Annotated in this window: 17 protein-coding genes; 6 read left to right on the top strand and 11 right to left on the bottom strand. The window is 63.0% G+C overall.

Annotated elements, in window-relative coordinates:
• The first annotated feature begins 108 nt into the window (after positions 1-108).
• Both ACVILL_RS27175 and ACVILL_RS27170 read left to right on the top strand, forming a co-directional pair.
• On the top strand, positions 109-1,035 hold the full coding sequence (locus ACVILL_RS27175; protein WP_456731854.1) for a hypothetical protein: 927 nt from the start codon (positions 109-111) through the stop codon (positions 1,033-1,035).
• Positions 1,036-1,059: 24 nt separating this feature from the next.
• On the top strand, positions 1,060-3,615 hold the full coding sequence (locus ACVILL_RS27170) for a glycosyltransferase family 2 protein (RefSeq protein ID WP_456731853.1): 2,556 nt from the start codon (positions 1,060-1,062) through the stop codon (positions 3,613-3,615).
• Here the strand turns inward: ACVILL_RS27170 and ACVILL_RS27165 are convergent.
• On the bottom strand, positions 3,556-5,727 hold the full coding sequence (locus tag ACVILL_RS27165; RefSeq protein ID WP_456731852.1) for a glycosyltransferase family 2 protein: 2,172 nt from the start codon (positions 5,725-5,727) through the stop codon (positions 3,556-3,558). The two genes, ACVILL_RS27170 and ACVILL_RS27165, sit on opposite strands and share 60 nt — an antisense overlap.
• A 396-nt stretch (positions 5,728-6,123) precedes the next feature.
• Here ACVILL_RS27165 and ACVILL_RS27160 point away from each other — a divergent pair, with 396 nt between their 5' ends.
• Positions 6,124-7,431 (top strand): UDP-glucose dehydrogenase family protein, encoded by a 1,308-nt coding sequence (locus ACVILL_RS27160; RefSeq protein ID WP_456731851.1) that lies wholly within the window; start codon positions 6,124-6,126, stop codon positions 7,429-7,431.
• A 141-nt stretch (positions 7,432-7,572) separates the two neighbouring features.
• Here ACVILL_RS27160 and rfbD read toward each other — a convergent pair whose 3' ends face one another.
• Together rfbD and rfbC are read right to left on the bottom strand one after the other, a co-directional pair.
• Positions 7,573-8,484 carry a dTDP-4-dehydrorhamnose reductase gene (rfbD, locus tag ACVILL_RS27155; RefSeq protein ID WP_456731850.1) on the bottom strand — a complete coding sequence of 304 codons (912 nt, stop codon included), beginning with the start codon at positions 8,482-8,484 and terminating at the stop codon, positions 7,573-7,575.
• Entirely contained in the window at positions 8,484-9,038 is a 555-nt protein-coding gene (gene rfbC, locus ACVILL_RS27150; RefSeq protein WP_456731849.1) for a dTDP-4-dehydrorhamnose 3,5-epimerase, read from the bottom strand. The genes rfbD and rfbC overlap by 1 nt, the downstream gene beginning before the upstream one ends.
• Positions 9,039-9,147: 109 nt before the next feature.
• Between rfbC and rfbA the strand changes: the two genes are divergently transcribed.
• From rfbA to ACVILL_RS27135, 3 genes are all read left to right on the top strand, one after another.
• On the top strand, positions 9,148-10,059 hold the full coding sequence (gene rfbA / locus ACVILL_RS27145; protein WP_456731848.1) for a glucose-1-phosphate thymidylyltransferase RfbA: 912 nt from the start codon (positions 9,148-9,150) through the stop codon (positions 10,057-10,059).
• On the top strand, positions 10,049-11,116 hold the full coding sequence (gene rfbB / locus ACVILL_RS27140) for a dTDP-glucose 4,6-dehydratase (RefSeq protein WP_456731847.1): 1,068 nt from the start codon (positions 10,049-10,051) through the stop codon (positions 11,114-11,116). The genes rfbA and rfbB overlap by 11 nt, the downstream gene beginning before the upstream one ends.
• A gap of 166 nt (positions 11,117-11,282) precedes the next feature.
• Positions 11,283-11,849 (top strand): hypothetical protein, encoded by a 567-nt coding sequence (locus ACVILL_RS27135; RefSeq protein ID WP_456731846.1) that lies wholly within the window; start codon positions 11,283-11,285, stop codon positions 11,847-11,849.
• A 114-nt stretch (positions 11,850-11,963) separates the two neighbouring features.
• Here ACVILL_RS27135 and ACVILL_RS27130 read toward each other — a convergent pair whose 3' ends face one another.
• The 8 genes from ACVILL_RS27130 to ACVILL_RS27095 all read right to left on the bottom strand — a co-directional run bounded on the left by ACVILL_RS27130 (position 11,964) and on the right by ACVILL_RS27095 (position 25,885).
• Positions 11,964-13,082, bottom strand: coding sequence for a glycosyltransferase family 92 protein (locus ACVILL_RS27130; RefSeq protein WP_456731845.1), 1,119 nt, complete (start codon positions 13,080-13,082; stop codon positions 11,964-11,966).
• Positions 13,083-13,780: 698 nt separating this feature from the next.
• A complete protein-coding gene (locus tag ACVILL_RS27125) occupies positions 13,781-14,704 on the bottom strand; it encodes a glycosyltransferase family 2 protein (RefSeq protein WP_456731844.1) in 924 nt (307 codons plus the stop codon).
• A gap of 10 nt (positions 14,705-14,714) precedes the next feature.
• Entirely contained in the window at positions 14,715-16,919 is a 2,205-nt protein-coding gene (locus ACVILL_RS27120) for a glycosyltransferase WbsX family protein (RefSeq protein ID WP_456731843.1), read from the bottom strand.
• A gap of 334 nt (positions 16,920-17,253) precedes the next feature.
• Entirely contained in the window at positions 17,254-19,260 is a 2,007-nt protein-coding gene (locus ACVILL_RS27115) for an SEL1-like repeat protein (protein ID WP_456731842.1), read from the bottom strand.
• 26 nt (positions 19,261-19,286) lie between these two features.
• On the bottom strand, positions 19,287-20,633 hold the full coding sequence (locus ACVILL_RS27110; protein ID WP_456731841.1) for an HlyD family type I secretion periplasmic adaptor subunit: 1,347 nt from the start codon (positions 20,631-20,633) through the stop codon (positions 19,287-19,289).
• Positions 20,623-22,857, bottom strand: a complete 2,235-nt coding sequence (locus tag ACVILL_RS27105) for a peptidase domain-containing ABC transporter (RefSeq protein ID WP_456731840.1) — start codon at positions 22,855-22,857, stop codon at positions 20,623-20,625. Before ACVILL_RS27105 ends, ACVILL_RS27110 begins: the two co-directional genes overlap by 11 nt.
• 193 nt (positions 22,858-23,050) lie before the next feature.
• On the bottom strand, positions 23,051-23,665 hold the full coding sequence (locus ACVILL_RS27100; RefSeq protein ID WP_456734374.1) for a class I SAM-dependent methyltransferase: 615 nt from the start codon (positions 23,663-23,665) through the stop codon (positions 23,051-23,053).
• A 345-nt stretch (positions 23,666-24,010) separates the two neighbouring features.
• Entirely contained in the window at positions 24,011-25,885 is a 1,875-nt protein-coding gene (locus ACVILL_RS27095; protein ID WP_456731839.1) for a calcium-binding protein, read from the bottom strand.
• Positions 25,886-26,070: the final 185 nt, after the last annotated feature.

Raw genomic sequence — 26,070 nt, 5'->3', positions numbered from 1 at the left:
CGAAACTATCTTACCGGATTAACATTAAGACCCCTTCTATCACACAGATTTTTGGGGCACACTGTGTGAGAGACATATCGACCCATTCCGTTAGGCTCGCAGGCGACGATGAACGAACAGATTCAGCAGAAAACCATTGACCTGGCACGAGGTCTTTTCCTGGTTCGGTACAATGGCGCGGAGGACAAGACGTCACCTCCGGTAGTACGCGTATATGCTGAACGCGCCAGTGTTAACAATTGTAATATCATTACCGGGCCCGACGCGGTCAATGGAACCCTGTTTGCGCCCGAAACCGCGCTGGTCATATCGGTCGCCCGGCCGAGCCGGCTGATCGTCGAGGTCACGGCAGGACGCGCCGGCGGGTCGACCGCCGCCAATATCAAGATCGAGCCGCTGACCCAGGGGCAACCGGCCGCGCAGCAGCCGGCCGGCCAGCGATACGACATGTACGAGCCCGAGACTGCCCTCGGCGCGCTGATCGACCTCAAGCTGCTCGCGCATGTTGCGGGTCTGGGTGATGTCACCGTCGGCCCGAACACCTGGATTGCGGGACCGGCCGCTCCGGCCCGAATCGAGGGCATTTCCCTCGAATGGCCGAACAAGCCGCACGATCTCAACCTGCAATATGCGGTCAAGTTCGCCAGGCCGCAGCAGGGCGACAACCAGTTCGTTCCGCTTGGAACCTTTGCTGGAACCCGGGGACGCGCGCTGGCCATCACGGGCTTCTCGCTGGAAGCCACAGGTCCCAGCGCGGACCGCTATACGATTTCGGCCGAGACCATCTTCCTGGGCGCGCCCGCCCTGCGGGTTACCGGGAACCGGATCGTGGTGTCGGGCCCTTCAGGCCGGGAACCGCTGGTCGGCCTCAAGCTCAACCTCGAAGAGCGCCGCGTGCAGGCAGCGCCGCTCGCACCCCAGCAGCCGAGGCGCCCCGAACCCGTCAATCCGGCGCCACGCCCTGAGGGACCGCGCCTTGAGGGACGGGTGCGCGTGTTCCGGAGCCGGCAGAGCGCCGTCAAGACGGCGAGCTGAGATGCGGGCAGACAAGGGCGACATTTGACCGCCGACGCGCGCAGGATCGCCTTTACGTCCAGAACGCTCCACCACGTCGATCTCGAGCGCGCCGCTGTCGAGGCGCTCGAGGCGCGTGATTTCCGCCGCGCATTCGCGCTCGCCGACCGGCGCTGCCGGATCCTGCCGCACCCGGGCGCCCGCGCCCACCTGCTGCGCGCCGAAGCGCTGTTCCGCCTCGATCTCGGCGATGCGGCTGTCGCCGCCGTGGCGAAGGCGATCGAACTCGAACCGGACGATCTGGCCGCTGCGCGGCGCATGATGGCCTGGGGCGACGGCCTCCAGCAGATCGAGGCGGCACGAAGCATCGCGCGGCGCGATGATGATCCGGATTCGGTCAGGAACGCCCTCGTGCTGCTCGAAGCGAGCGGTCAGGACAGTTGCGCGCGCATCGACTTCCTCGACGAGGAGGTCAAGGGATGGGTGACGTGGCGAGGCGCCGACGATCCGCACCTTTCGCTGGCGCAGGCGGATCAATCCAGCGCCCTCCAGCTTCCCGCCGATCCCCGTCACAGATTCGCCCTCGATGGACGGCGCGCCGCAAGCTTCCGCCTGATACGGCCGGCGTCCGAGACCTCGCAACGCCTCGAGATCACGCAGGCGGACCAGGTCATCGCGAGCATTCAGCTGCCCGCCAACCGCGTGCCGGATCGCCGCAACGCGTCACAGCGGCCGGCTCGGGCGCGAAACGGCGAAGCTCCTCCGCTCACCATCATCATCCCGGTATACCGGGACCTGGACGCAACGCGTGCCTGCATCGAGAGCGCATTGACGGCTGCCGCCTGCACGCCGGGCTCGACCATCGTCGTCGTGGATGACGCGTCGCCCGAACGCGATATTAAGCGCCTGCTCGGCGAGCTGGCCGCGGAGCTCCGCATCCGGCTGCTGACCAACGAGCACAATCTCGGCTTTGTCGGCGCGGTCAACCGGGCCCTCAACGAGACCGGCGCCGGCGACGTCGTGCTGCTGAACTCGGACACGATCGTGCCGAAATACGCGCTGCAACGCCTGCGCAGCGCCGTGCAATCGACGCCGCGCGTGGGGACGGCGACGCCGCTCTCCAACAACGGCGAATACACCAGCTTTCCAATCGCGAACCGGTCGAATCCCCTGCCCTCGCCAGACGAATTGGAGTTGCTGGACGAACTTGCCGGCAGTGCCAATGCCGGGATGGCCATCGACATCCCCAACGGCATCGGGTTTTGCCTCTACATCACCCGCGAATGCCTCGACGCCGTGCGCGAGCTCTCTGACGACTTCTATCGCGGCTATCTCGAGGACGTCGACTTCTGCCTGCGCGCCGCGGAAGCCGGCTTCCGCAACGTGTGCATCGCCTCGGTGTTTGTCGGACACGAGGGCTCACGCTCGTTTCTCGGCGAAAAGCGTTCGCTGGTGCTGCGCAATCTTCGCGTTCTCGAGCACCGTTACCGGCGCTATGCGACGGAGTGCGCCGCGTTCCTGCTGGCCGACCCGCTGCGCGATGGCCGCGCGGCGCTCGAGCTCAGACTGCTGTCGAACCAACAGCGCGCTGCCGGCCCGCATGTCATCCTCTGTGGCTCCTCGATCGGCCGCGAGATTGCCGTCAGGCGGTGCAGGCAGCTCGCGGCCGAAGACGAGCGCCGCCTGATCGTGCAGTTCCGTGCCGAGGGACAGCGTCAGCTGGCTGCGATGTTCGATCCGGACGGCGACGCTCCGCAGTCGATCGCACTCGACGTTGCGATGCCTGAAGGCCGCGAGGCCCTTCTGAAGCTTTTCACCGATCTCAGGGTCCGCTCGATCGAGATTGCGGAACCGAACCGCATCCCCGGCGCATGCCTTGCCCTGCTCACGCAGCGTTTCACCTACGAGCTCCTGATCACCGACACCGCACTTGCACTGCACACGACGGTGGGGTCCGGCGTCCATCCGGACTGGACGGGCCTGATCGCCGGGGCTCGGCGCGTGGCTGCGATCGGTGCAGACGGGGTCGCATTCTCGGAAGCGGTTCTCGGCCTGCAAGCGGCACGTCTGAGCGAGGCGCGTGTACTGCCGGCGCTGCATCACGACGTGAGCGGTCCGGCGTGTCTCGGCCTGCTCGCTTTGCACGCCGGCGCGGCGGAATTCCGCTTCATCAGAGCGTTGAGCGATCAGATCGCCGACGCCGACGAAGACGTCGAGATCATCGTGCTGGGGACCACCCTCGACGATCTCAAGCTGATGCAACGCGCGAATGTCACGGTCACCGGCGAAATCGCCGTCGATGATATTGCCACGCTCATCGAAGGTCACGGCATCACGAAACTGGTTCTCGACATCGGCCAACCGGCGTTCGGGCATCCGCTGGTGGACGCGCTGCTGGCAACCGGGCTGCCGGCCGCCGCGACGGAGTGGATTCCGACACCGCCGGCGCCCGGCCGCAATGCCGACCTGAAGCTAGAGCCGGGCCTTGACGCCGATGAGACGATTGCCGCCGTGCTCGACTGGGTGGTCGAGGACGTCCTGCTACATCCCGATCGGAGGAGCGGTCGGCACCGGCGGCAGGTTGGCGCGCGGCTTCCATGACCGCGGCGGCCATGCAAGCGAAGAGAACGGCGTCGCGTCCAGCCCGAGCAGCGGGCTGTAATAGGGATCGTCGAGCAGCACCTCGCCCCACTTCGCGCGCAGCATCGACAGCTCGCGCTTGAAGCGCGCCTTGCGATCCGGCGCGGAATCGCGGCCGCGGCTTGCCGATTCCAGATGAACGAGTTTCGCATCCGGCGTGAAGACGATCCGCTTTCCGAGCTGGCGCAGCTTCAGGCAGAGATCGATATCGTTGAAGCTGATCGGAAAGCGGATCTCGTCCATGCCGCCGACCGCCAGGAAATCGCGCTTGCGCATCATCAGGCACGCTCCCGTCACCGCCGAACATTCGTGCGCCACCTGGAGAAGGTCGCCGTAGCCGGGATCGCCATCCATGCGGTCGTTGAAGGCGTGGGCGGCCGAGAAATTGGCCCCCAGCACCACCCCGCCATGCTGCACGACGCTGCTCGGCCAAAGCAGCTTTGCGCCGACGGCACCGACATCGGGAGCAGCGAGCCGCCACAGCAGCTCCGCGAGCCAGCCGTCGTCGAGCGCCTCGATGTCGTTGTTGAGGAAGCAGATGTTCTCGGTGTCGACGCAATCGACGGCGGCGTTGTTGATGAATGCGAAGTTGAAGGGCCCCTCGACCGAGATGACGTCGATGTCCTCCGCGGACAGGCTCTCCAGATAGTCCAGCGTTTCCGGCTCGGTCGAGCTGTTGTCGACGACGAGAATCCGGGCGTTCGTCTCGTTTGCCGCCGGCGTCACCGTCTCGATGCACCGCTTGAGCAGCTCGGCGCGATTTCTGGTGGGAATGATGATGGTGGTGCGCTCGTTCCAATCGACCGCGCGCTTGACCTGAACGGCGGGAAGCAGACCCGCCTTTCGCGGCTCGACCGTCGCCTCGATGCCGGACCTGGCAAAATACGCCTTAGCTGCGGCGACCAGCTCGGTGGTTGCAGCCTGCGCATCGATCCGCGGCAATGCCGCGACCGATCCCGGGAGATGATAGGTCCGGTCAGGCTCCGCGCAGGACAGGAAGATGTCGTAGAGCGACGTCGCCGTTCGCAGCGCATCCACGGCGCGGTCGCGGCGCACCGCGAAGCAATACGCCCCATAGCCCTGCTCGAGCGCGCGTTCGAGATCGAATGCCGAAAACACCAGCGGCCAGACTGCGCCGACGCCCGCGGGAACCTCGACGTCGCCATAGGCCAGATCGCAGCCGGGTTCAGACGCGAACAGATCGGCGAAGCGCAGCAAGGCATCTTCCGCGAGGATGGTCCCGCTCAGACAGAAGACGAAGAAAGCGCTGTTGGCGGCATCGCCGTCGACAAACTCGCGCGCCGCTTTCGGATCGAACTGACTGAACGCGCGCGTCGGCAGGCACGCCGCCGACCAGGCCGGGTGCCGTTGGGCTTCGAGGCTTTCGATGCTCTCGTCCACCCTGACCTCGCCGATCAGCACGACGGCCGCTTCGGACGAAACGTCCGACTCCATGGCCGGCGCGAAGCGCTCCTTCCAGCCGTGATAGGCGTGAAACGGCAACGATGCCGGCAGCACCCGGTCGAACAGCTCGCCGCGCAATCGCTCGCTCTCCCAGCGCCCGAGATCCGCGAGCGTCTGCTCCAATCCGCGATCGAAAGCGACAAAGGCAACCGGCTCCGAAATCAGGCTCCGTCCGGAAATCGTCCGCGCAGACAGTCCACGCATGCGGCCGTCGGCAAAATGCTCGGGCAGATGAAAATCGATCCGGCGGCCGACGCCGAACTCGCTTCCTCGCGCAACGTTGGTCCATCCGGTCGGCTTCACCGTCATCACGGGACGTTGCGCGATCAGGATCTCGATGTCTTCGTCGATGTCCTGCGCAAGCCAGCCCTCGAAGCGCAAACCTCCGACCCATTCGATATCGCCGATCCGGTGCCACCGCGCTTCGGGCACTGCGACATCGCAACGAATCGGAGCACCGACGGGACGTCCGATATTTGCCAATCTCGCCTCGATGATCTTGGCGTTCGAGCTGACCTGATCCTGCACGTTGAAGGTAAAGCCAAATCGACCGTCGCCGATCGCGGCGTCGGCGAGCTCTGTTACAAACTCGTCACACAATGATGACATGTATGGCTCGCCGTCGACGAGCAGCTCGACGGTGTAGCGGCGGCCGAGATCTGCGCGGTCATAAACAAACCCAGAAAACGTCGTGCGATCGTATCTGGAGAATTGCGTTTGTAGTGACGCGTATTCAGTTCCTGAGGGTCTGTGCCTGCTGATCGTCTTCGTGCTCATGTCCAACCCTCAAACGGCGGCTCGATTGTCAATCGACTTCAAACTGAGATTGTGGCCATGGCGTGCCCTGGATGACTAGCGAGCACTCATCTGCACCAGCGCAAATCACCGTTTGCACAAAAAGCCGCCGACCTTCAACACAAACCATACGTTATAAAACTTGGCGTTATCGGCGCTAATTGTGCTAGTGCTAACTCCTCCTCTCCACACTGATCGACGAGCGGATTCATGAAGATTGCAATGGTTGGAACGGGATATGTAGGTCTCGTGTCAGGAGCGTGTTTTGCCGATTTCGGCCATCAGGTCGTTTGCGTCGACAAGGACGCCGGCAAGATCGAAGCCCTGAAGCGCGGCACGATCCCGATCTACGAAACGGACCTCGACAAGCTCGTCGAGACCAACACCGCCGCCGGCCGGCTGACCTTCACGACGGAGCTCGCGGGGGCTGTCGCGGACGCCGATGCCGTGTTCATCGCGGTGGGAACACCGTCGCGGCGCGGCGATGGCCATGCGGATCTCAGCTATGTCTATGCGGCCGCCAAGGAGATCGGCGCAGCGCTCAGGAAGTTCACTGTGGTGGTGACGAAGTCGACCGTGCCGGTGGGCACCGGCGACGAGGTCGAACGCCTGATCCGCGAGACCCGTCCCGACGCTGATTTCGCCGTTGCGTCGAACCCCGAATTCCTGCGCGAAGGCGCCGCGATCCAGGATTTTCGTCATCCCGACCGGATCGTCGTCGGCACCGAGGACGAGCGCGCCAAGAGGGTGATGGGCGAAGTCTATCGCCCACTCTACCTGAACCAGGCGCCGATCCTCTATACCGCACGGCGCACGGCAGAATTGATCAAATACGCCGCAAATGCCTTCCTTGCCACCAAGATCACCTTCATCAACGAGATCGCCGATCTCTCCGAGAAGGTCGGGGCGAACGTGCAGGAGGTCGCGCGCGGCATCGGGCTCGACAACCGCATTGGAACCAAGTTCCTGCATGCCGGCGCCGGTTATGGCGGCTCGTGCTTCCCGAAGGACACTCGCGCGCTGTTCAAGACGGCGCTCGACCACGACGTCCAGCTGAAGATCGTCGAAGCCACGCTGACCGCCAACGACAACCGCAAGCGCGCGATGGCGCGCAAGGTTGCCAACGTGCTCGGCGGCGAACTGCGCGGCAAGACGATCGGCGTGCTCGGCCTGACCTTCAAGCCCGACACCGACGACATGCGCGAGGCTCCCTCGATCCCGCTGATCAACGGCCTGCTCGACTTCGGTGCCAAGGTTCGGGCCTACGATCCCGTCGGCATGGAGCAGGCCCGCAAGGAATTGCCCGAAATCGAGTACAGCAAGGACGCTTATGAATGCGCGCGACAGGCGGATGCGCTCGTCATCGTGACCGAGTGGCGCCAATTCCGCGCGCTCGATCTCAAGCGCATCAAGCAGGAGATGAAGCATCCGATCGTCGTCGACCTGCGCAACATCTACCGTCCGGACGAGATGGCCACGCACGGCTTCACCTACGACAGCATCGGACGGCCGCGCTGAGCGGCCGCAGCCGACCGGCGCCGATGGAAGCCGGTCGTCAGGTCAATCCCAAAGCCCCGTTCCGACCGAATTGGAACGGGGCTTTCAATTTTTGTTCAACGCTTCACGCGCACCCGCTGGGCCGCTTTGCTCGAAATCGTTCTAGGCATGAGCGGGCGCACCGGGCTGGACGAATGCATCCAGCTCGCGCGCGAGCGCTTCCTGCCAGGTCGGCATCGCCACGCCGAACTGCGCCTTCAGCCGCGACAGATCCAGCCGCGAATTGCCCGGACGCACCGCCTTGGTTGGGAAATCGGCGGTCGCGATCGGAACGATGTTCTCGACGGCCAGCGCGACGCCACGCGACCTCAGCCCGCCGACGATGGCGGTTGCAAAGCCGTGCCAGCTGGTCTCGCCGGCGCAAACGAGATTGACGACGCCGCCCCTGCGCACCAGCTGGTCGCGCAGCGTGGTGAGGTTCGGCAGAACGATGCCGGCGACCGCACTGGCGATCGCCGGTGCCGTCGTCGGCGCGCCGATCTGATCGGCGACAATGCGCAGCTCCTTGCGCTCGCCGGCGAGCCGCGCGATCGTGCGGAGGAAATTCGTGCCCTTTGCGGCATAGACCCAGGAGGTGCGCACGATCAGATGCGCTCCGCCCGCTGCCTGAATCGCGGCATCGCCGGCAAGCTTGCTGGCGCCGTAGGCCGACAACGGTTCGGTCGGGCTGTCCTCGCGCCACGGCCTGTCGCCTGATCCATTGAAAACGTAGTCGGTGGAGAAGTGCACCACCGGCACACTGTTCGTTGCCGCCCATTTGGCGATGGCTTCGGGCCCTTTCGCATTGACCCTGAACGCCAGCTCGCGCTCGTCCTCGGCGCGATCGACCGCGGTATAGGCAGCCGGATTGATGATGAGATCGGGCCTCAGCGCGTCAAGCTGGCCCGTCAGCAATTCCGGCTTCGACAGATCGAACTCCGCGGTCGGCGGCGCGAGGATCGTGCCATGGCTTTCCAGCAGAGGCTTCAGCGCACTGCCAACCTGGCCGCGCGTTCCGGTCAACAAGATCCGCATCAGATTTGTCCATAGGTCGGAAGGTTGCTGGCGTCGGCCAGAAGCGGCGCGTCCGCATCCTTGGCCGACAGCTGCGGCTTGTCGACGCCCCATTTGATCCCGATCGCGGGATCATTCCACCGGATCGAGAGCTCGTTCTTCGGGCTGTAGAAATCGTCGCATTTGTAGAAGAAGTCGGCGGTGTCCGAGAGCACCACGAAGCCGTGGGCGAAGCCGCGCGGCACCCATAATTGTCGGCGGTTCTCCTCGCTCAATTCGACCGCGACATGCTTGCCGAAATTCGGACTGCCGACGCGCACGTCGACGGCAACGTCCAGCACCTTGCCGCGCAGCACGGAGACGAGCTTGCCCTGGGTGACCGGGTTTTGCAGATGCAGCCCGCGCAGCACGCCATAGGCCGAGCGGGACATGTTGTCCTGCACGAACGGACGCGTGATGCCGTGCTCGACATAACGCGGAGACTGGTAGGTCTCGAGGAAGAAGCCGCGCTGGTCGCCGAACAGCTTCGGCTCGACGATCAGAACTTCAGGAAGCTCGGTCTTGATGACGTTCATCTAACATTTGTTCCAGTTTGACGCGCTTGAAATGTTAATTTCCCTCTCATAACAAACTTGTGCAGCGCACGCTATATGTTATGTTCTGATAGTCAAATTGTGAGGGACCATGAAAGGCATTATCCTTGCCGGTGGCACCGGCTCGCGCCTCTATCCGGTGACCACTGTCGTCTCCAAGCAGCTGCTGCCTGTGTTCGACAAGCCGATGATCTACTATCCGCTGTCGACGCTGATGCTGGGCGGAATCCGCGACATTCTGATCATCTCCACGCCGCAGGACAAGCCGCTGTTCCAGCGCTTGCTCGGCGACGGCAGCGAGATCGGTGTCCGGTTCTCCTACGCCACGCAGGAAACCCCGCGCGGTCTTGCCGACGCCTTCATCGTCGGACGCGACTTCATCGGTGATGACTCCGTTGCCCTTGTGTTAGGCGATAACATTTTCTACGGCCACGGCCTGCCGAGCATGCTGTCCGCCGCCTCGGTCCGCAAGAAGGGCGCCACCGTGTTCGGCTACGTCGTCAACGCGCCGGAGCAGTATGGCGTGATCGAGCTGGACGGCACCGGACGGGCGCTGTCGATCGAGGAGAAGCCGAAGCGGCCGAAGTCCAACGTCGCCGTCACCGGCCTCTATTTCTACGACAATGATGTCGTCGACATCGCCGCCGGCATCAAGCCGTCGCCGCGCGGTGAGATCGAGATCACCGACGTGAACAAGGCCTATCTCGAGCGTGGCGAGCTCTATGTCGAGGTGCTCGGCCGCGGCTTCGCTTGGCTCGACACCGGCACCCACTCCTCGCTGGTCGAGGCCAGCCATTTCGTCCAGATCCTGGAGCAGCGCCAGGGCCTGCGCATCGCCTGCCCCGAGGAGATCGCGCTGCGCCAGGGCTACATCTCGCTCGAGGCCTTCGCGAGGGTGGCGCAAAAGACCGCCAAGAGCAGCTACGGCGAGTACCTGCTGTCGGTATACCGCGCATTCCAGGGTCAGCCCCGCACGGCAGAGGTATTCAAACATGCGGTTTAAGGGATCGACGATTTTCGTCACCGGCGGAGCAGGTTTCATCGGCTCCGCCGTGGTCCGTCACCTGCTGCGCGACACCCACGCCCGCGTCGTCAACATCGACAAGCTGACCTATGCGGCCAATCTGGGGTCCCTGCCCGGCTCGACCGAGAGCCTGAACTACAGCTTCGAAAAGGCCTGCATCTGCGAGGGACAGGTGCTGCGGCGGCTGTTCGAGAAGTATCAGCCCGATGCGGTGATGAACCTTGCCGCGGAGAGCCATGTCGACCGCTCGATCGACGGCCCCGGCGAATTCATCCAGACCAACATTGTCGGCACCTTCACGATCCTGCAGGAGGCACTGCGGCACTGGCGCACGCTCTCGCCCGAGAAGCGCGACCAGTTCCGCTTCCTGCATATCTCGACCGACGAGGTGTTCGGCTCGCTCGGCGACGACGGGCTGTTCACCGAGACCACGGCGTATGCGCCGAACTCGCCCTATTCGGCCAGCAAGGCATCGTCCGATCACCTGGTGCGCGCCTGGCGCGAGACCTATGATCTGCCGACCATGGTGACGAACTGCTCCAACAATTACGGCCCCTATCACTTCCCGGAAAAGCTGATCCCGCACATGATCATCAAGGGGCTCGCCGGCGAGCCGCTGCCGGTCTATGGCGACGGCCAGAATATCCGCGACTGGCTGTTCGTCGAGGATCACGCCAAGGCGCTGACGCTGGTGCTGGAGCGCGGCGAGGTCGGCGAGACCTACAATGTCGGCGGCCGCAACGAGCGCACCAACCTGCACGTCGTGGAAAGCATCTGCGACCTGCTCGACGAGGTGGCGCCGGCCGCGGCAGGCCCGCGGCGCCGGCTGATCAACTTCGTCGCCGACCGTCCCGGCCATGACCGCCGCTACGCCATCGACGCCACCAAGCTCGAAACCGAACTCGGCTGGCGCGCCGAGGAGAATTTCGAGACCGGCATCGCCAAGACGGTGCGCTGGTATGTCGACGAGCAACCCTGGTGGCGCACGATCCTGGAGCGGGGCTACAAGGTCGAGCGCGTCGGCCTGAACCAGTAATCGCCGATCTCTCCAGATCAGCGGCGTGGATAGCCAGCACGAAGCCGAGAAGCGCGATGAGGATTCAGCGGAATCTCATCGCGGCTCGGCGAGCAGCGACCGCCTTCCGACAGTGGATTGGCAGCCACCCGCCAAACAGCAAATCGAGAAACCACGGGGTCCCGCCATGAAAATCGCAATGGACGGTCAGGAACTGACACTGTTCAAAAGTTTCGTGGATCTCTCGAAACGCTATCTGGAATTTGGCTCGGGAGGCAGCACCTGGCTCGCCTGTCAAACCAGGAAGGACTGGGTCATCTCGATCGATTCCTCCCTGGAATGGCTCAACAATGTCGGCGACGCCACACGCGGCGCGAGCACCCAGCCGCAGCTGCTGCACGTCGATATCGGCAAGCTGCGCGAGTGGGGTTATCCGGTGGAGAAGGAGAAGGAGAGCTCCTGGCCCGATTATCACGAGCGTGTCTGGCAGCGTCCGGAAAGCAGGACCGCGGACCTGTATTTCGTCGACGGCCGGTTTCGTGTGGCGTGCTTCGTGCAGTGCGTGCTGCACGGCGCACCCGGCGCCTTCATCGCAATTCACGACTTCGAGAACCGTCCCCACTACCATTCGGTGCGGACGGTCGCTCGCGAAATCGCCCGCGCCAACAACATGTCGATCTTCCAGCGGCCGGCGCAGATCGACCTCGCCGCCGCGCAGCAGCTGCTTGCGAAATATCGGCTGGAGCCGCTGTAGCCGTTCGCCGCGCAGCGCGATCGAAGCGAGATCACTTTTTCACTTCAAACGCTAAAAGGGCGCGCCACTCGGCGCGCCCTTTTAGTCTAGCGTTGACGTCGCTATTCCCCCGCTTCAGCCCTGAACCAGTTTCTTCAGCTCCGGAAGAAACCGTTGAATGGTTGCGTCTTCCACGTCGTTGCGATCCCGCAACGTGAAGAACTCCATCGCGCGGATCTTTTCAGGATCGCCATCGCCCAGCGGCCTGCCGCGCTCACGCTTCTTCAGCAATTGCTGCTTTGACTTCGTGTAGTAGTGATTGATCACGAGCTTGTCGCGCTTGGGCGCGGTGCAGCGCCCGCCGATCGGGAAGACAGGCGTGCCGTCCTCGGCGACGTAGCACCCCAAGACAAGCGATTGGTGGGGATGCAGGTAGGACACGATGGTGTCGGGCCGCACGATCGACTTCATGATGAAGTGATCCGGGAAGTCGTCCGGAGCGCGGCGCGTGAAGGACTCGATGCACAGGCCCGCCGGCCTCGCGTCGTGACCGTTCGACCCGAAGTTCAGCCAGTGGACCGCCACCGCCGGCGCCGGACCGACCTGCGCCAGGACGTCCCTGATGTTGCCGGCCTTGGTCGGAAACAGATACTCGTCGGCATCGATGAAGGCGCACCATTCCGCGCAATTGCGATAGCTGTCGATCGCGTGCGAGAAGGCGCGCATCTGGCCGAATTCCCCTTCCACGAAATGATAGGTGATCATTTCGGGCCATGGGAAGGACTCGATGACGGCACGCGTATTATCGGTGCTGCCGTTGTCGTAGAGGTAGAAGTGATCGACTCCGACCAGCCGGTGGAAGTGCAGCCACTCCAGCAGATCGTCGCCCTCGTTCTTGATGGCGCACACGACAGCCAGACCGTGCTTCTTCCGGTCGACGCCGGCGTAGAGCTTCTTCGCTTCCATCACGCGCAGCAGCCCGGCGAACTCGCGCCGCAGATTTTCGCTCTTCGGGGCCGCAGCGAGCGCCGCAAGATAGACGTCCTGCGCTTCCTGGGCGGACCCCATGTTGAGATCCGCGATCGCAAGGCGATGCAGCACCCGCGAGTCGGATGGCAACTGCTTGACGAGGTCGAGAAGGATCCCACGCGCTCCGGCGAAGTCACATGCCTGCACAAGCATGGCCGCCTTTGCAAACTGGAATTCCTTGTAATCGCCGAATTGCTGCTCCAACTGCTTGACCGATTGGATCAACTCGTCGGGTTTCGGATTCGCGATCCGCCCGGAAAAGAAATCTCTAAGCCTTGTCTCGATCTCACTTGCTGGAAGCGTATCGAGATTCACGCCTGAGCTGAAACTAGACAATGCCGGAATTTCCATGTCCAACCTGAGCCGCTCCCCACGAGATCAACAAGCAATTAACATTGGTTCGCACCACGAATTCCTTATTAGCGCACTTATCCTACAAGAATAAGGCCATAACACGCAGTGCTCACAGTTAACTGTTGTAAGGTTATTTCGAGGAAAATCAATACAATAGAGTACAAGGCTCGATGTCATTTGCATGAAACCGTGCCACAGGGCGGGAACGATCGGAGATCGCCACGGACAGTGGGAACGAAGCAGGCCGCAAGCCGTTCGCGCTTGCAAGAAGGATGTTTTTGACTTCGTTATCCGCAAGCCTTCTGCCCTGGGCTTCATCAAGGGGTGCCGATGTGCAGCGAATCTGGGGCGGCGTGCAGGGCCTACGCGCCCGACTGAGCAAGTTCAGATCCGATGCGAACGCAGCCGGCCACGGCGAGCCCTACATCGTGCCGGCCGGACACGAAATTCCTGGGCCGAGAGGCCGCCAATCCGGGTGCCGACGCGGTCGGCAGACGCACCGAAAATCAAAAATCAAAGGTCCGCTCCGAGATGATCGGAAGGGACCTTTGCGGCTTTGCGCGGCTCGATCAGCGCCAACGGATCGGCCTGGTCCGATCGTTGGACTCCACCGTCCGATGTTCCAGATGATAGGGCGCGTAGATCTGCTTCACCCAATAATTGAAGTTCGGGTGAAGCTTCACGAAGTCGTAGAATGAATCGCCGAAATTGGACGGGCTGAGGCAGGTCTTGTTTTGCGGCCGCGTGGCGATTGCGTTCAGGCAATACGACATCATGCAGGCCTTGGTCTCGCTCTCTGCCACCTTGCTCAGACTTCGGAAGCTGTTGGTCGAATGAAGTCGATAGAGATATCGATCCTCCTCGAGATAGGTCGGCTCGACCTTGGTCACGGCGCGCAGCGCGAAGTCCCAGTCGTGGCAGTATTTGAGGTCGGCGAGCCAACCCACCTGCCGCAGCAGTTCACGGCTAAAGACGAAGTTTCCGGTCGACGCGGCAATCTGGGAATCCAGAAACGTCCATGACAGCGGCGCACCGGCAATCTGGGCCCGATCGATCGCATAGCGCAGGCGCGTCGGAAACTGGTAGTTGCTGATCGACTTTCCATGTTCGTCGATCGGCTCGACGGCCGAGAAGCCGAAGAACAGCCGCTCGTCGCCGTGCTTGTCCGCGAACAGTCGAACCCGGTCCTTCGAGAACGCATCGTCCGAGTTCAAAAGGAAGATCATGTCGCCCTTGGTCAACGACAACGCCCTGTTCCAGGTGTAGTGCGCACCAAGGTTCTGGGGGTTCTTGAGCAGCCGGCAGGAAAGAAAGCGCTTTCCGAACGACCGCTTCTTGATCATCTTCTGCGCGACTTCAAAGCTCTTGTCCGGCGAATGGTCGTCCACGATGACGAGCTCAATATCGGCAAAAGTCTGTTGATAGACAGTCTCGAGGCATTCCTCGAGATACTGCTCGTGCTTGTAGCAGGCGATGACGACACTTGCGAGCATCGGCGCGACCTCAACGTCTCACGATGATCGAATGGCGGGACCTCACAAGGGCACTGGCGCCGTCGCCGACCTCCAGCACCGCGAGCTGATACTCGCCATCCGGCAAATCCCTGATCGAGAAGGACACCTGGAAGCCGAAATAGCAGTCCTTGCTCTCCGCCTTCATGTATTCCTTCACGTCCACGCGCTCGTGCCAATCGACCATCAGGCAGTAGCCGCTGTTGACCGCGCTCTCCGGCGTGAGCCCCGACAGGGTCAGGAAGCCCGTCCGTTGCCGGCTTGCCTCGAACGCATTGCCCGCGCAAATCCATCCCCGCACCAATATCTCGTAGCGCGGATCAACGATCACGCGTTCGCCCGTTTGAGAATTGATGTTTTCGATGACCAGCAGCGAACCTGCCGGATGATCGGACGCGCCTGCCAGCTCGACCGGAATGCCGCTTCTGAGGCGCTGCACCCCCGAATGCGTGAGGCCCGATCGATGCAGGCTTGCGAGCACTTCGACATGCGTCGAGGCCTCCTTCACCGCCCACTCGAGCTCCTGCCGGCTCAGGCAATCCAGCAGGTCCGGGCTGTTCCGAATCTGGGTTGAAATGGGCTCGGCCGATGCGACCCTGCGCACGACCTCGAGGAACGCCCGTCCATAACGCGAATCCGGTTCGAGATGCGCACCTTCCGCCCACTCGTTCCAGGAATTGATAAACACCAAAGACTCGGAAAAGCTGTTGCCCTTGGCCCGCAGGGTCGCATCGCGAAGCCAAACCTCGAACGCCTCCGGACTGGACCGGGTAAAGACGTGGCCGCGCGCGCCCTTGCGGGGCGTATTGTCCCAACGCGGCATCACCGCGGGAAAGAACGGGAAATCGTAGGTCTTGCCGATCGACGATCGCATCGCATCGACATAGTCGTACACCTTTCCGGCGAAGGTCGGCGGTGCATCGACTTCGGTCGGCGGCACTTCCCTCGTCGAGACGGTGTGCGGCGGAAACTCGATCGCCGCATCGCAATTGACATCGCGCGGATCGAACTCGCCGAAGGTCATCGCGTTGCAGATCAGCAACTCGCCGATTCCGAGCTCTCTTGCCCGCTCGCGCCAGATCTCGAACAGGCGCTGCTTGTCCGGCAACAATGACGGTCTGTAGATGACGATGACCTTGCGGCCATCGACGGTGATGTAGCGTTCATCGAGCAGCAGGTCGGCCATGTCGTCGATGAAGCGAACATCGTCGTCCAGCGAGTGATTTTGCCCGAGCAGCAGCTCGGCATCCGAGCCGTCCCACCGGCGGGACCAGTTCTCGTTTGCCCAGCAAATGCAAAACGGCAGGTTCGGCTCGCCGTCCTCGAGCATCAATTGGAGCGGCTTCTCCAGCAGCCTGCGGCCCTGGAACCAATACACATAGTAACAGAAGCCATCGATGCCGTATTTGCGCGCCAGCTCGCCCTGCTGACGACGCGTCTCCGGCAGCCGGACGTCGTAGAATCCGAGATCGGCCGGCAGCCACGGGGATTCATGCGCCGGAAACTGGGCGCGCATGCGCGCGACGTTCGTCCACTCGGTGAATCCCGGTCCCCACCATCTGTCATTTTCTTCAAATGAATGGAATTGCGGCAGGTAGAAGCAAATGTAGCGCACCTCCTTGGCGGGAGCGTCCGCCAGTCCGGTCACGATCCTGTCGCTGCTGGGAAACAGCAGGTCGTCGTAATCCGCGGTCGAGAAGCCGAGCGCAACGACCACTTCACCCGGCGTAAAGTTCTCGAACAGCGGTATCTCGTAATATTCGCCGTCGCTCAGGCTGATGCGGAGATAGATCTGCGCATGCTTGGGATCCAGAAGCGCATTTCTCAGGGCGCGCGACAGACGACGGCGCACACCCGGCGTGGATAGATCGATACGAAATCCGGGACGCCCGATTACACTGCGCGGACCGACGCGCGACGGCATGGATCGGCCCGTCCGTCCCTCCTCGACACAGTGCGAAGCGACAAACAGCGCGAGCGAAACGGTTGAAGCAGGCGACTGGGCATCGACAATCCAGCCCGAGATCCCTCGCCCCGAATATTCGAGGATCGCGCCACGCAGCCGCGGTCCTGACTGCAGGTCGCTTACATCGGGATCCAGGAACAGGCTCTGCGGATGGTCTTCCTGTTGAACCGGACTGGCAACGGGCAACATTTCCTTCGTGTCCCTGACGCTCCGTTCCACAATCTTGTTCATTGCCACTCAATCTCCTGCCAACGTTTAACGCTGGCTCCAGTTTCTTTCCCGGTCATGCGGAAGTTCGATGCCGGGATCACATTGCATGACACGCTCAAGATCGCGACCCCCTGGTGCTTATCGATCATCTTCACACAACCAGAGGGTACAATGAGCATTTATTCCGCGAACACGACATTAACGCAATCTCTCTGTCGTCGATATGAAAGCCATTGTTAGTCCTGCCTAGATTGTCACGCAGTCGTGCCCGCTTCCGTGCCTTCGCGCTCAAAAACAGAGCCGTTCATCATGTCTGCCGTTGCGGCGCGCGACGAATTGTCCGCCTCCAGCAATCTCAGCCGACGCTCTCGCCCATTGCCTGCAGACGACGCAGCGCGCCTTCGTTGTTCTGCTGCGCCGCCTGTCGATACCAGCGCAGCGCCTGGTCGCGGTCCTGCGTGACGCCGTTGCCGGCGCGCAGCGCATCGCCGATTGCGAGCTGCGCCTCGACCATGCCCTGCTTTGCAGCCGCCTCGAACCACTCGGCCGCCTTCGCCGGATCGGCCTCGCGGCCCTGTCCGCGGCCCAGCATCACGGCAAGGTTGTATTGCGCCGTGGTGTGGCCCTGGCGCGCCGCGGCCTCGTACCACGTCACGCCCTGAGCAAGGTCCTGGTCGACGCCCTGCCCGGTGCAATACATAACGGCAAGCTTGAACTGCGCGGCTGCGTTGCCGCCGTCGGCGGCCTTGACGATCCAGCCGGCGGCGGCCTGCGGATCCTTGAGGCCGCTCTTGGGATCGGAATACAGCAACGCCAGGGTGTGCTGGGCCTCGACATGGCCGGCACTCGCCGCACGCTTGAACCATTGCGCAGCCGCCGGAAGATCGACGGCGCCGCCGGACCTTCCCATGTGGAGCCCGCCCAACTGGAACGCCGCGGCCGAATGACCGTGCTCGGCAGCGTCGGTCAGCAGCGTGCGTGCCTGCGCAAGACGCGCTTCGGAGGGCTCCTCCTGGATGAGAAACATGGCGTAGGCCGTCTTCGCATCGGCGTCGCCGCCCTTGGCCGCCTTGCTGAGCCATTCAGCGGCGCGCGCCTGATCGCGCGGCACGCCGTTGCCCGCCGAGTAGAGCCGGCCGAGCTGCACGCCCGCGGCGCTGATGCCTCCCTCGGAGGCGCGCTCGAACCACTTGATCGCCGCCGCGACGTCGCGCGTGACGCCGTTGCCGTTGAGATAGAACACCGCGATGTTGTGGGCCGCCGTGGCGTGGCCGCTCTCGGCCGCGCGTTCGAACCATTTCGCAGCCTGGCGGATGCTCGGCGGAACGCCGGTGCCGGTGGCATAGAAACGTCCGGTAAAGAACTGCGCCTGCACGTCGCCACGCTCGGCCGCCTTCTCGTACCAGTACGCCGCCTCGCGCAGATCCGGCTCGGCGGCGGTGCCGAGCGCGTAGAACTCGGCCAGAGCCTGGATCGCCGGCAGGTAGTCCCTGCGTGCCGCCTTGCGCAGCGCGGTCTCGGCCTTGTCGAGATCCTTGACCGCCCCTTTGCCGCTCAGCCGCAACAGCGCAATGTTGTAGAGCGCGACTGCATCGTCATGCGCAGCCGCACTCTGGAACAGCCGCGCGGCTTCTTCGACATTCTCGGGGAGCCCGGTGCCCTTGAGGCACATGAAAGCGAGCGCAACCTGTGCGCGTACATGCCCCTGCTCCGCGGCCTTGTGATACCAGATCGCGGCCTGCTCGAAATCGACGGGAACGCCGCGTCCTTGATAATGCACATCGCCGAGCGCGAATTCGCCGGACGCCGCCTTCTGCTCGGCCGCGGCCTCGTACCAGCGCAGGGCAACAGCGTGATCCTTGGTGCAGCCCCACCCGTTGGCGTACATGTCGCCGAGGATCGCCTGCGCCCCCGCCTTGCCGGCCTCCGCCGCCACCGACAGCCAGAGGAAGGCGGCGTCGACATCCTTCGGCACACCGATGCCGTTCGGGAAGACCAGATCATGGAGATTGGTCGCCTTGTCACCGAGGCGCGCCGTGGTGGATTGCCGCCACATCTCGGGCCTGTTCGGTCCGACCATGGCCTTGACCCCGTTGAGGTAGATCAAGCCGAGCTGGAATTGCGCTTCGGTATGTCCGTTCAGCGCCGCGCGTTCATACCACGCAACCGCGTCCGGCAGGCTGCCGATAACGCCCTCATTCCTCGCGTAGAGCAGCCCGATCCGGTAATCCGCCTCCGGATTGCCCGCGCGCGAGGCGAGCCGCCAGAAGCGCAGCGCCTCGAGATATTGCCGGTTCTCATACGCCTCCAGCCCCCGCTCAAACTGCTTGGAGTCTGAACGGGACGAGCCGGGTCGGAGCATCCCGAGAAGCGATCGCGTCACCGCCGTCATGGCTCACGCATTGCTTCTTTGGCGCTGCGCAGCATGCCGCCGAGCAGATACATCGCCACCGAGCGGGTACCGACATTGACGTCGCCCTGCAGCGTCATGCCGGGGATCAGGCGGAAGTTCTTCGGAACATCCTTGAAGTTGGTCTGGTCGACCGAACACCGCGCCTTGTAGAAGGCGTCGACGGGCTTTCCGTCGTCATCGTTCGTGAAGGCGCCTTCGCTGATCCAGCGAATCTTGCCCTGCGCCGTGCCGTGCTCCGCCGCGTTGAAGGCGTCGACCTTCATCGTGCACGGATCGTTCGGCCGGACAAAGCCGACGTCGCGCGACAGGATCTGGATCTCGGCTTCGAGCCGCGTCTTGAGCGGCATCAGCGTGATGAAGGGATCGCCCGGCTTCAGCACCGATCCGACCGAGAGCTTGGCGAGCGTCAGCACGACCGAGGGCTCGGCAGCGGTCCACCGCACGAGGTCCTGGTGCTTGATCGCCTTGTCATACTGTGAGCGGGCCGTATCCAAATTGTTGCGCGTCGTGACCAGATCCTGGCTCAGTTGCGCATTCCACTGCTCGGCGAAGGCGTTGCGATCCGCCTTCAGCGAATCCAGCTGGTGTTGCGCTTCCAGCAGGGCGTTGTGCGTGTTGTCGATCTGACGCAGCAGCTCCAGGCGGTTATCCTGCGACAGATACAGGTTGAGCTTGGATCCGCTGCCGCTTTCGGCGAGCGTCGAGCGCATGTCCTCGATCTTGCCGGCGATCTCGGCACGCTGACTGTACCGCTCGTCGTCCTTCTTCGCCTTCTGGATCGTCGCTTCGGTTTGGCTGATCTTGGAATCGTAGCTGTTCACCTGCGCGGTGTACTGGGCAATGCGCTGGTCGTAGAGCGCCTTTTGCAAGGCGTTGTACCTGGTGACCTCGGGGTCCTTGGATTGCCCGAACGACAACTGCTTTCCGGACAATTCGGCCTCGTCCCGCGCGACCTGCGCCTCGAGGCTCGCAATCTGCAGCTTGTACTGCGTGACGTCGGCAGCGGTGAACGTCGAGTCGAGAGTCGCAAGCTGCTGCCCCGTCTCGACCTGCTCACCCTCTCGAACATCGATCGTCTTGATGATCGACGCGTCCAATGCCTGCAGCACGTTGATCTGATCGACGGGAACGATCTTGCCGCCCACGCTCGTGATCACCCGATCGACGCGCGTGAAGCACATGATCGCCACGACGGATACCAGGAACCCGGCCAGGACGAACAGCGTGGCGCGGGCCAGCAACGGCTCGGCCGCCTCGCGGATGGCATCGGTTTCGGACTGGAACTGACGAACGGTCGCAAGCGACGCTTGATTAGGAGACAAGGGTCGGACTCCTGAAGTTCTTTTCGGGGCGGCCCGCCGGCACAAGATGGGTATTCTGCTGGTACCAGAGCGAGCTGTAGATGTCGTTGCGTTCCAGCAGTTCCTCGTGGCGGCCAATGTCGTTGACCACGCCGCGATTGAGCACAAGGATCGCGTCGGCCTTGGTCAGCGACGACAGGCGGTGCGAGATGATGATGAGCGTGCGGCCGTGCGCGATCCGCGAAATGTTCGCGTTGACGATCGTCTCGCTCTCCGCATCGAGCGCGCTGGTCGCTTCGTCGAGGATCAGGATCGGCGGATTGACGATCAACGCCCGCGCGATCGCGAGGCGCTGGCGCTGGCCGCCGGAGAGATTGGTGGATCCCTCGTAGACATAGGTCTCGTAGCCGCGCGGCAACTTGTCGATGAACTCCTCGGCGCCGGCCATTCGCGCCGCCCTGACGACGTCGTCGAAGGTCGCATCGGGCTTTGCGGCCGAAATATTCTCGCGGATCGTGCCGCTGAACAGGAAGTTCTCCTGCAGCACCACGCCGACGTTGCGCCGGAGATGGTCGACGTCGTATTCGCGAACGTCGATGCCATCGACCTTGATCAACCCGCCGTAGTCGGAATGCAGGCGCTGCAACAGCCGCGTGATCGTGGTCTTGCCCGAGCCGCTCTTACCCATCACGCCCAGCGTCGTGCCGAGCGGAATCTCGAACGAGATGTTGTTCAGCGCCGGCGAGACGGCGCCCTTGTACTTGAACGTGACGCCGGAGAATTCGATCAGCCCCTTGAGCGGCGCCCGCACGCCATGGCCGGTGCGCCCCTCCTCGGGAGGCTGGTTCACCAGCCTGCCGACGATCGTCACCGCCGTGCGCGCCTCGTCATACTGGTTGATGAGCTGGGCCATCTGCATCAGCGGGCCGGCAACGCGCTGCGACAGCATCAGGAAGGCAAACAGCGCGCCGACATAGACCGGATCGCCGCTCGACACGGCAAGGTAGACACCGAACGCATAGGGAGCGCTCACCGCCAGCCGTTCCAACGGCTTCACCACCGTCTGAATGGCGGTTCCAGTCATGCCTTCGGCGAGACGCGCCTTGGCGACGCGCGCAACAAGCACGTCCCACATGTGGCGCTGGCGCGCATCGAGCGCCAGCGACTTGATGGTCCTGATGCCGTTCAGGCTCTGGATCAGGAACGCGCCCTGCGCGCCTTCGGCCGCAAGGGTGGCCGAGGACTTCTTCCGGTAGGCCGGCAGCATCAGGATGAGCCAGGTCACGATCATCCCGGCAAAGGCCAGAACCATCAGCGTCATGATCGGGCTGAAGAAGAACATGACTGGCAGGAAGAAGAACAGCGTCGTCGAATCGAGAATGGTTCCGAACAGCTGGCCGGTCAGGAAGCCGCGGATGCGGAACACTTCGCGGATGTCGCGGGAGACCAGACCGACCGGGTTCTGCTCGAAATAGTCGATCGGCAGGTTGAGCATCTTCTCGAACACGTAGGTCGACAGCTTGACGTCGAGACGCGCCGTCAGGCGCTGGACGAGATACTGGCGCAGGAACGAGAACGCGGCCTCGAACATGATGACCACGAACATCGCGATGCACAGCACGTAGAACGTGTTGTAGGCCTTGTAGAAAATGACCTTGTCCGACAGCAGGCGCCAGAACATGATCGGCGCCAGGCCCATGAAGCCCAGGATCAGCGCCGCGATCGCGACGTCACGCAGGATGCGCCGTTCCCGGAACAGCAGGGCGGTGACAAAGCCGAAGCTGAAAGGCTGGGTCTCGTCGGAAATCTCGTAGTCGCGCTTGGCCATGACGACGTCGCCCGACCAGATGTCCTCGAAGCGCGGCTGATCGATCACGAGCAGCGCGTCCTCGCTCGCGTTCGGATCCTGCAACACCACCCGGGTGCTGTTTTCATCGCCCTCGAGGCGCAGCAACACCATGTGGCTGCCATCGCGCAGGCGAACGATGGCCGGCAGCGCCCGCTTGAGGTGGCTCAGGCCCTGCCAGTCCAGCGTGACGTGCTTTGCCGTCATGCCCGACGAATTGGCGCACTTCAGAAGCTCGGGCAGCGTGACTTCCTGATCGCCCAGGAGATTGTCGTGGATCAGCTGGGACGGGGTCAGGTGCAGACCATGCTGTCTTGCCACGATGACGAGACAGGCGAGACCCGAGGGTGGCAGCCCCTCCACCGAAGGTGCGCCGACGAGCGAGAGGTGTTTGGTCATGAATGCCTCGAAGTTTCGACTGCGCAAGAACCGGTCTCGAGCAGGACATAACTTATCACTGTTAGTTCGCTAACGCAGCATTTCAGTGGACCGCCTCAAAAAGATATGAGAGGCGGCGTGTTGAGATGCCGGCTTCGAACATCGCCCGGACAGTTCAACCACGGAACTTTATAACATTGTTTAACATCGACAACTAGGAGGCGGCGGCCACCGTCTCCTGGAAGTCGAATCCGCAGGCCTCCAGTTGCGGCCGGATCCGCTCGTCCTTGGCTTCCGGCATCAGCGCCAGCGCGCACACCTCGAAGTTCCCGCTCCGGACGGAGACGGTCGGAAAACCGGCGCTGAGCAGCAGGTTCCCCATCCGCTCGGTCGAAAAGCCGGTCTTGTGCGCCATGTGATGGCGCCCCTGCTCGATTGCGCCGGAGTGGCCGTAGATCATGTCGAGCGGCCGGATCGGGCCGGCCGGCGACACATAGGCGACGGCGCCAAGACCATGGATCAGCATGTGCTGGGCGACCGCCTCGAGGTCGGGCGACATGATCAGCGCGAAGCCGTCCGGCTTGAGCACCTCGCGGAACTGGACGAACGTCGGGTGAATCTCATGGGCGTAGAGATGCTCCATGACATGGGAGCACCAGATCGCGTCGAACGAGGCCAGCGGGAACAATCGAGAGAGATCGGTGATCGATCCGACGACGTCGGGATTCACGCCGCCGTCGACGTCGAGCCGAATCTCCTCCCAGTCCTGCGATGTCATGAGCGGCTGGATGCGCTTGGTCACCGTCGATCCAGCGCCGGCATTCAGCATTTTCTTCTTGGCCAATTCGAAAGCTCCAAGGTTCGCGCATTGAGCTGCTGATTTCTGCAGCGATCGTTCGTCCCGACCCCACTTCACCACGGCGGCAGAAAACCACCGGCCACAGTTCCGTCGTGTCGAGCGAGCACTACGCTTTACAAAAGCTACGTGGTCCGAATGTGACGAACTAACTTCTAACATCCGTTAGCGGACATGCCCGAAGCGGAACTTGTGGTAGGGATTCGGCGCATCGGCGCTGATCGGTCGACAAAGTTCCGATCAGCGCGGTCGATCAAAAGGAAGACGCCGCCCAACCCGGGTTGAGAGGGCGCCCTGGTTGAGCGGAGACCTGCGATCTTACAACCTGATCGATTGACCGTCGTTGAAGATCAGGTACTCGATGTTGGTGATCTGGATCACCTGGCCGCTGCTGAAGTTGACGTCCAGGAAACCATTGTTGCCGACGGTGATGCCGGTCACATCGGTCACGGCGTGATCCAGGAAGGTCAGCGAGTCCTTGTCGCCGCCACGGCCGTCGACCCTGTCACTGCTGTGGGCGTTGGACAGATAGAAGTAATCCTGACCCCAGCCGCCAACCATCGAGGCCGTGCCGGTGGCGGAGCCGACGAACGACGACCCGTCATTGCCGTCGCCGACCAGCCACTGGTGGCCGGAACCGGCGACCAGTGTATCGTTGCCGGCGTCGCCATACATCGTGTCGTTGCCGGCGCCGCCATAGAGCACGTCATTGCCGTCATTGCCAAAAAGCACGTTCGCGCGCGACGCCTCGCTGCCCGAGTAGAGCACGTCGTTGCCGCTGCCGCCGTACTCGGTAAAGCCCCCCTTGCCGCCAATCAGCCGGTCGTTACCGGCGTCGCCTCGCAGCGTGCCGCCGCGGGCGTCGCCAGAGAGCGAGCCATCGAGCGTGTCGTTGCCGTCACCACCGAAAAGCAAGCTCGCGTGGAACGCATCGCCGCCCGAGTAGAGCACATCGTCGCCGGCGCGGCCGTACAGCGTCTCGTTACCAGCGCCGCCAACCAGCATGTCGTTGCCGGTGCCGCCATCCAGAATGTCGGTACCCGCTCCGCCGTAGAGCGAGTCGTTGCCGTCATCGCCGGAGAGGTACGAGCCGCCCCCCGCAGCGCTGCCCGAGTAGAGCATGTCGTTGTCGCTGCCGCCGTATTCGGAACCGGTCTCGGCGGCGCCGATCAGCACGTCGTTGCCGGCGTCGCCATGCAGCGTTTCGGTACCAGCGAAGACACCACCAAACAGCGTGTCGTCGCCCGCACCGCCTTCGAGCACGACCCCCAACACGTCACGCGCGTTTGAATAGAGAATGTCGTTCCCGCTGCCACCGTACTCCGCAACAGTGCCGGCGCTGCCAACCAGCAGGTCGTTGCCGGCGCCGCCATCCATCGTGTTGGCAAGGGCACTCGCAGCGCCATGCAGCGTGTCGTTGCCGTCGCCGCCCGACAGCATCATTATCGAGCCTGGACGCACCCACTCACCCGCGTAGAGCACGTCGTCGCCGGCGCCGCCGTCGAGCTCGCCGCCGAAGCCGCCGACGCCGAGCAAGTATTGGCCGCCGACGAGGGTGTCATTGCCCGGGCCGCCGTCGAGGACCTCGTAGCTAAGACCCGGACCCGCGCTCAACCAGTCGTCACCGTCGCCGCCATACAGGCTATCTTCGGCCCAACCACCAACCAACGTGTCGTTTCCGGTACCGCCGTAAAGCGTGCTGGGTTTGCCGTCCTCCACGCTGCCCGACACCAGCACGTCGTCGCCGCTATCGCCGTACAGTTCCGACGCGCCACCACCGAACACCGTGTCGTTGCCGGCGCCGGAAAAGACCGTCGTATCGCCGATAAAATCCGTACCCCTGCTGCTGATAAAGGAGACATAGTCGTTTCCGGCGCCGGTCGCGACCAGCACCGGGCCGCTGCCGATCACCGACAGCGTCACGTCGCTGTTGATGGCTTCGACGATCGCCTTCAGGTTGGCGTCGACGTAAACCGTATTGTTGGGATTGATTTCGATCAGAACATTGGCGTCCGGATCCGGATTGCTGATCCCAGCTCCCTGCTGAACCGGGACCGTCGCGCCGTTATCCGGGCTGGTGTAGCCGATCCCCGCGGCGATCAGATAGTCGAGAAGCTGCTGCCGGGTCGCGGGATCGATCGTGGAGTTGATTGCGGCTTCGAGGTCGGTCTGGTTCAGATTGGACGTCGCCATCGACGTGCCCCCCTGCCTGGAAAACAAGGATTCAAGCCGCTCGTCAGTTCTCTCGATGACTCACGTGAGAGCAGCCCGTGATACTACCTTAGATTATCAGACGACATATCACAACGCCACATGCCGTCCAAAAAAAGCGCCGCCTCAACCAGGGTTGAGGCGGCGCCTTCGCTTAGTGAAGACCT

It is taken from the genome of Bradyrhizobium sp. USDA 3364, assembly GCF_054056355.1.
Note: the sequence above shows the minus strand (reverse complement) of the source record. Positions and strands in the feature narration are given on the sequence as shown.